Here is a 6,961-nt window from a genome sequence, read left to right on the forward strand (position 1 = left end):
ATTAGGTTCGATCGTTCGGAATTCAGTCCTTTCTTTTCTGCGGACTAAAGTCCTCACTACGAACCTTTGACCAGAAAATTTTGTATTCTTTGCCAAACTCGTTCCAGTAAATCAGGTACGCTAACATCAAACCATTCAATTTCAGGATATGCTCTAAACCATGTCCGCTGTCTCTTGGCAAATTGCCTCGTGTGCAAAATTGTTAATTCTTTAGCTTCCTCAAGCGTAATGTCGCCAGCTAAATATCGTTTGATTTCCTGATATCCCAGGGTGTTCAACAATGGTAAGTCGCCGCCGTATTTTTTGCACAAATATTCTACTTCAGCCAGCCAACCGCGTTCTAACATTTGTTCGGTGCGCTGTTGGATGCGATCGCCCAAAACATCCATCTCGCAGTCCAACCCAATCTGTAGAATCGGATAATTGGGAGGATTTTCGCCTTGCTGTTCGGAAATAGAGCGCCCGGTGACATAAAATACTTCCAGTGCCCGTAAGGTTCTGAATGAATCGTTGAGGTGAATTTTCTCGGCGGCCGGGCGATCGACCTGCTGCAACATCGCATAACATTGAGATTGGCCCAGATCCGCAAGTTGCGATCGCAATTCGGGCATCGGCGCTACCCTAGGCATTTTCAAACCCTTGACAATCGATTTGATATATAAGCCTGTCCCTCCCACCAACAACAGCGGAGGAGAAACGGGAAAATCGACATCAGCAATTATTTTTTGAGCTTGCTGCTGGTATTCTGCGAGTGTTAGAGTTTCTGTCGGCTCGCAAATGTCAATTAAGTGATGCGGTACAGAAGCGCGATCGCTCTTTGTCGGTTTTGCCGTTCCGATGTCAAATTCGCGGTACACTTGACGGGAGTCTGCGCTCAAGATCGAAGATTTCAGTCGATCGGCAACTTCCACAGCCACTCCAGACTTCCCCGTCGCCGTCGCCCCGCAAATTGTAATCAATCTAAACATAAGCCGTCGCACACTTAAAAAACATATTGCATTTCCCAAGAAAAACCCTCAAATCCTATCCCAGGCTCTATTCATCCCTACTTTCCCTTCTCTGGCTTCACTCATTCACCGCCCTGGGTGGGAAATCGCGAAGCAATCTCAAAACTCTTCCCCTCCGTCCCCCCGATAAATTTCCATTCAGAAAGCCCTAGCATCGCCATTAACGGTTTTGTGCTATAATTTTAGGAGTTTTCCCATTTTAGAAGCTTTTGGGGCTTTAGGCCTCATTATTGGAGCTATTTTTGTATGACCAGCAGCTACAGCGCCGACCAGATTCAAGTTCTCGAAGGTCTCGAAGCAGTCCGCAAACGACCGGGGATGTACATCGGTACCACCGGCCCGCGAGGACTCCACCATCTAGTTTACGAGGTTGTGGACAATTCCATCGATGAGGCGCTGGCTGGCCACTGCACTCACATCGAGGTTGACTTCAACGCCGACGGTTCAGTCACTGTCACAGATGACGGCCGCGGTATTCCTACCGGGATCGTTGCCAAGACTGGCAAATCGGGAATCGAAACAGTAATGACTGTACTGCACGCCGGCGGTAAGTTTGGCGGTGGCGGTTACAAAGTTTCTGGAGGTTTGCACGGTGTAGGTATTTCCGTGGTTAACGCGCTTTCCGAGTGGGTAGAGGTTACTGTTTGGCGCGACCAAAAAGAACATTTGCAGCGCTACGAAAGAGGCTTTCCCGTCAGCGAACTTGTGGCCAAGCCCTGCAAAGGAAATCGCACCGGTACTTCAGTTAGTTTCCTTCCAGACACTCAGATATTTAGCACTGGGATTGAGTTTGATTACGCTACGGTTTCTGGACGTTTGCGAGAGTTGGCTTATCTGAATGCGGGTGCGAAAATTACTTTTGGCGATCGTCGCTTGGAATTGCTCAAAAGTAGCGAACCGCGCGTCGAAACCTATTGTTACGAAGGTGGCATCAAGGAATATGTCATGTACATGAACCGCGAGAAGCAGCCACTGCACGAAGAGGTGATCTACGTACAAGGAGAACGCAACAACGTGTATGTAGAAGTGTCTTTGCAGTGGTGCGTCGATGCTTTTAGCGACAACGTTCTGGGTTTTGCCAACAACATTCGGACGATCGACGGCGGTACACACTTAGAAGGCTTAAAGGCTGTTTTGACGCGGACGATGAACTCGATCGCCCGCAAGCGCAACAAAATCAAAGAAAACGAGCCCAACCTCGCCGGCGAAAACGTCCGCGAAGGTTTAACAGCCGTGATTTCGGTCAAAGTTCCCGATCCCGAATTTGAAGGCCAAACTAAAACAAAGCTAGGAAATACCGAAGTCCGAGGAATAGTTGATTCCTTGGTAGGCGAAGTATTAACCGAATATTTGGAATTTCGGCCCCAAGTAGCAGACGCTATTTTGGAAAAAGCAATTCAGGCATTTAAAGCCGCAGAAGCCGCCCGTCGTGCCCGCGATTTAGTCCGCCGAAAATCCGTCCTAGAATCGTCTCCTTTGCCCGGAAAATTAGCGGACTGTAGCTCCAGAGACCCCGCCCTGTCTGAGATATACCTGGTCGAGGGCGATTCAGCCGGCGGCTGTTTTCTCTCTTCGGAGAAAATATTATTAGCTGATGGCACAACAAAAACCTTCAAAGAGATAGTTGACGAACAAGCAGAAGGTAAAGAACACTTTTGCTACACCATTCGCGAGAGTGGAAACATCGGGTTTGAGCGGATAACCAACGCTCGCATGACTAAAGCAAATGCTGAGGTTATCAAATTGACATTAGACAATGGGGAGACAATTACTTGTACTCCAGATCATCGGTTCATGTTGCGGGATGGCACTTACAAAGCAGCAGCCATGCTGACACCGGACGATTCCTTAATGCCTCTCAACCGCCAGTTGTCGAAAAAGAACCAAAACGGGCAGGGACTTAACGGTTACGAAATGGTTTGGAATCCCAGCAGTGACAAGTGGATTTACAGTCATTTGTTATCGGATTTCTACAACCTGAAACATGAGGTTTATCAAGCATCTGACGGCAATCACCGCCACCATGTTGATTTCAACAAACTCAACAACAATCCGACCAATATTCAGCGGCTACCTGCTCAGGAACACTTGGCTTTACACCGCGCCAACCTTGAGAAAACATTGCACAGGCCGGATGTCATTGAAAAGAGCCGTCAAGCTCACATGACTGATGAATTTCGGGCGATGATGAAAGAGCGGATGCAGCAGCCTGAAACCAGGCAAATTCTCTCAGAACAGGCAAAGGCTCAGTGGGAAGATGAAGAGTATAAAGCTTACATGACTAGCAAGTGGCGTGAGTTTTACGACACTAATGAAGCTTATCGCGAGCAAAATAATGAATTGCTCAACCAAGCCCAACAAGAGTATTGGAGTTCCGAAGAAAACCGCTTAGCTCAGTCTCAACGGGTTCGCAATCATTTTGCTAACAATCCTGAAGCGCGGGAGGCTAATTCACAATTGGCCAAAGAACAGTGGCAAAATCAGGATTTGTTGGACTGGCGACGGGAGAAAACTAAGGAACAGTGGACACCGGAGTTTCGCCGCCAACGCAAAGCAGCTTTGGACGAAACTTATTACCGCAAAACTCTGGAAGCATTGAAGACTGTTCAGATGAAAATGGGCTGGATTGATGTAGATTATTACAATTCTTATCGCCGCCTGAAGAATGATAAGTCTTTGTTGAAGTACGAGACTTTTTGTAAGCGCTACTTTAATGGTGAAGAATTATATGCTCGCCAAGCGGTTCGTAATTACAACCACCGTGTTGTGAAGATTGAAGCTGTAGAGGAACGGCACGATGTTTATGACATCGAAGTGCCTAACAGCCACAACTTTGCACTAGGTGCGGGAGTTTTTGTACACAACAGCGCGAAGCAAGGGCGCGATCGACAATTCCAAGCAATTCTGCCTTTGCGCGGTAAAATTCTCAACATCGAGAAAACCGACGACGCCAAAATCTACAAAAATAACGAAATTCAGTCGTTAATTACAGCCCTGGGTTTGGGTATCAAAGGCGAAGAATTCGACCCCGGTCAATTGCGGTATCACCACATAGTGATCATGACTGACGCTGACGTAGATGGGGCCCACATCCGCACGCTGTTGCTGACTTTCTTCTACCGCTACCAGCGCGCACTTGTAGAACAAGGTTACATCTATATTGCTTGTCCTCCTCTGTATAAAGTGGAACGGGGACGCAATCACTACTACTGTTACAGCGATCGCGAAATGAACAATCTCGTCCGCAACGAATTCCCCGCCAATGCGAACTACACTATCCAGCGGTTCAAAGGTTTGGGCGAAATGATGCCCACGCAGTTGTGGGATACCACGATGAACCCGGAAACTCGGACGCTAAAACGGGTGGAGATTGAAGACGCTGCTGAAGCCGATCGCATCTTTACCATCTTAATGGGCGATCGGGTCGCCCCCCGCCGCGAATTCATCGAAACCTACGGCCCCAAACTCAACCTCCTCGACTTGGACATCTAAGTTAGTTGACAGTTGACAGTTGACAGTTGCTGGCGAGGATGAGTCATTAGTCATTAGTTAGTGGCTGATGACTACTGCTTTCCTGTCAACTGCTTTCCTGTCAACTGCTTTCCTGTCAACTGACTACTGCTTTCCGGCCAACTGCAACTTTTGTTATAAAAATTAATACAATCTCTCATCAAATTGCTTTAAGGTAAATGCTTAGGTAAATTTTAGATTTTTGGCGCATCCATCAGCTACCACAAAAATAGAAGGTTGGACAATATAGCATGAGCATCAATTTAGCAACAAAATTGCGTGAGGGAACAAAAAAATCTCACACAATGGCAGAAAACGTTGGTTTTGTCAAATGCTTTTTAAAAGGCGTTGTAGAAAAAACTTCTTACCGGAAGTTAGTAGGAAACCTGTACTTTGTCTACTCGGCAATGGAAGAGGAAATGGAACGCCAAAAGCAGCATCCGGTTGTTTCAAAAATTTACTTTTCTGAGTTAAATCGCAAACAAAGTTTAGAGCAAGATTTATTCTACTACTACGGCGCCAATTGGCGGGAACAAATATCCCCGTCACCAGCAGCTAAAGCTTACGTGCAGCGGATTCATGAAATCTCGGCTACCGCACCAGAACTGTTAGTAGCTCAGTCTTACACTCGCTACCTAGGCGACTTGTCCGGCGGACAAATCCTCAAGGGAATTGCTCAGCGCGGCATGAATCTTACCGAGGGAGAAGGCACTGCTTTCTACGAATTCCAGGATATTCCTGATGAAAAAGAGTTCAAAGCTAACTACCGTCAGGCAATGAATGAATTGCCGATTAACGAAGCTACAGCAGAGCGCATTGTTGACGAAGCTAATGCAGCTTTTGGCATGAACATGAAGATGTTTATGGAGTTAGAAGGCAATTTGATTAAAGCTGTCGGTCAGATGCTGTTCAATACCCTGACGCGGAAGCGCGGCGCAGCCAGTACCGAATTGGCTACTGCTGATTAGTCAATACCCATTGGCAATAATTTGAGCCTCGTTTAAGAGGAAAACATTAAATCCTGGGGGTTTGATGGCTGCTTTTACAGTCACCAAAGCTCCGGGATTTTGCATGGCGGGCGATCGACTTTTTGACTCATATCATTTCCGGTTGCATCGGAATTACTGTAGTTTAGACTAACCAAAGATGAGAACGGTGGCAAAAGAAGAACTAGAGCCACCGCGCTAGGAGAGAATGAGGGTGAAAAAGAAAACCTATCCACTCCTTAAATGAACAGTGAACGATTAAAGGACTTTCGTCAAGCAGCATACGATTTATTAGTGAAAGCAAAAGATGCGACATTCGAGCTGATGGATGCAGTGATGACAACAAAAAATGCGTCGTGTTTAGCAGAATTTTCACTAAATCCATTATTCTCTTCGTCAATGGCAAGCGCGTCTATGAAGCCTTACAAGACTGTAGACCAGACCGAAAAAAACTGATGCTGCTCTATCTGGAGCAATTACAGAAAGAAGCAGCCCCAACGGAACATATATTAGTAGCAATCGACCACACTGCATGGGGCAGACGAGATGCCAAAACGTTACAAGATAGAACCCATGAATATCAAAGGGGTGTAATTGTGGGTCAGGGATACAGTACGATTGCGTGGATACCTGAAGCAATCGGAAGTTGGGCATTACCCCTACTCCATGAAAGAATTAGTAGTGGGTCTTCACCCATACTTCAAGCAGCTTCCCAACTCAAACTTGTCTGTGAACATAGCGTCAATCCAGTTTTAGCAGTTTTAGATCGAGAATATGGGAATGCAAGCTGGGTACTGGCGCTAACAGAAGCGGACATCCCTGCTGATTGTTTAATGAGAGTCCGAAAAAATGCCTGCTTATGGTCAGCACCACCAGCCTATAGTGGCCGCGGTAGACCACCCAAACATGGTCAAAAAATGAGACTCAATGACCCAACCACATGGCTCCAAGCGGATACAGAGATTGAAATTGACGAACATCCAGATTTGGGAAAAGTCCGAGTCAAACAATGGATTGACTTGCATTTTTATCGCGCCCCTGGACAAAAAGTCAATTTAATTCTGATCGAAAGAATGAAGCCCATGTCAAATGGTCAGCCGTTTCCACCCTTATGGTTGGCTTGGGTTGGAGAACGAACTCTACCTTTGGAAACAGTCTGGTTCAAATATTTACGACGTTTTGGAGTGGATCATTGGTATCGGTTTGCCAAGCAACGATTGCATTGGACATTGCCTAATCTGAGAACTCCCGAACAATCCGAGCGTTGGAGTGATTTAATGCCATTGATGAGTTGGCAACTCTGGCTAGCTAGGGATTTAGTGGTTGAGAATGTCTTACTGCAGGCAATCTGCTACCATTAATTTAACCCCTGGACGTGTTGCCCAATCAATGTTTTCGCTTTTAGTTGACATTGGTACTCCTACAAAAATCCCTAAACATAGGGGAAAATCCCCCGGC

5 protein-coding genes are annotated in these 6,961 nt (G+C 46.5%); 4 read left to right on the plus strand and 1 reads right to left on the minus strand.

What is annotated here, in order from left to right:
• Window positions 1-56: 56 nt before the first annotated feature.
• Window positions 57-968, minus strand: coding sequence for a tRNA (adenosine(37)-N6)-dimethylallyltransferase MiaA (miaA, locus tag JGK16_RS10680; protein WP_293190506.1), 912 nt, complete (start codon window positions 966-968; stop codon window positions 57-59).
• A 285-nt stretch (window positions 969-1,253) separates the two neighbouring features.
• Between miaA and gyrB the strand changes: the two genes are divergently transcribed.
• The 4 genes from gyrB to JGK16_RS10700 all read left to right on the plus strand — a co-directional run bounded on the left by gyrB (window position 1,254) and on the right by JGK16_RS10700 (window position 6,864).
• Window positions 1,254-4,499: a DNA topoisomerase (ATP-hydrolyzing) subunit B gene (gene gyrB / locus JGK16_RS10685; protein ID WP_293190507.1), complete on the plus strand. Its 3,246-nt coding sequence runs from the start codon at window positions 1,254-1,256 to the stop codon at window positions 4,497-4,499.
• A gap of 269 nt (window positions 4,500-4,768) precedes the next feature.
• Window positions 4,769-5,485: a heme oxygenase (biliverdin-producing) gene (locus tag JGK16_RS10690; protein WP_293190508.1), complete on the plus strand. Its 717-nt coding sequence runs from the start codon at window positions 4,769-4,771 to the stop codon at window positions 5,483-5,485.
• A 261-nt stretch (window positions 5,486-5,746) separates the two neighbouring features.
• Window positions 5,747-5,959 carry a hypothetical protein gene (locus JGK16_RS10695; protein ID WP_293203054.1) on the plus strand — a complete coding sequence of 71 codons (213 nt, stop codon included), beginning with the start codon at window positions 5,747-5,749 and terminating at the stop codon, window positions 5,957-5,959.
• Window positions 5,959-6,864 carry a transposase gene (locus tag JGK16_RS10700; RefSeq protein ID WP_293203057.1) on the plus strand — a complete coding sequence of 302 codons (906 nt, stop codon included), beginning with the start codon at window positions 5,959-5,961 and terminating at the stop codon, window positions 6,862-6,864. Before JGK16_RS10695 ends, JGK16_RS10700 begins: the two co-directional genes overlap by 1 nt.
• Window positions 6,865-6,961 lie beyond the last annotated feature (97 nt).

Origin of the sequence: Microcoleus sp. PH2017_09_SFU_O_A (assembly GCF_020738625.1) — a bacterium.
Lineage (GTDB): Bacteria > Cyanobacteriota > Cyanobacteriia > Cyanobacteriales > Microcoleaceae > Microcoleus.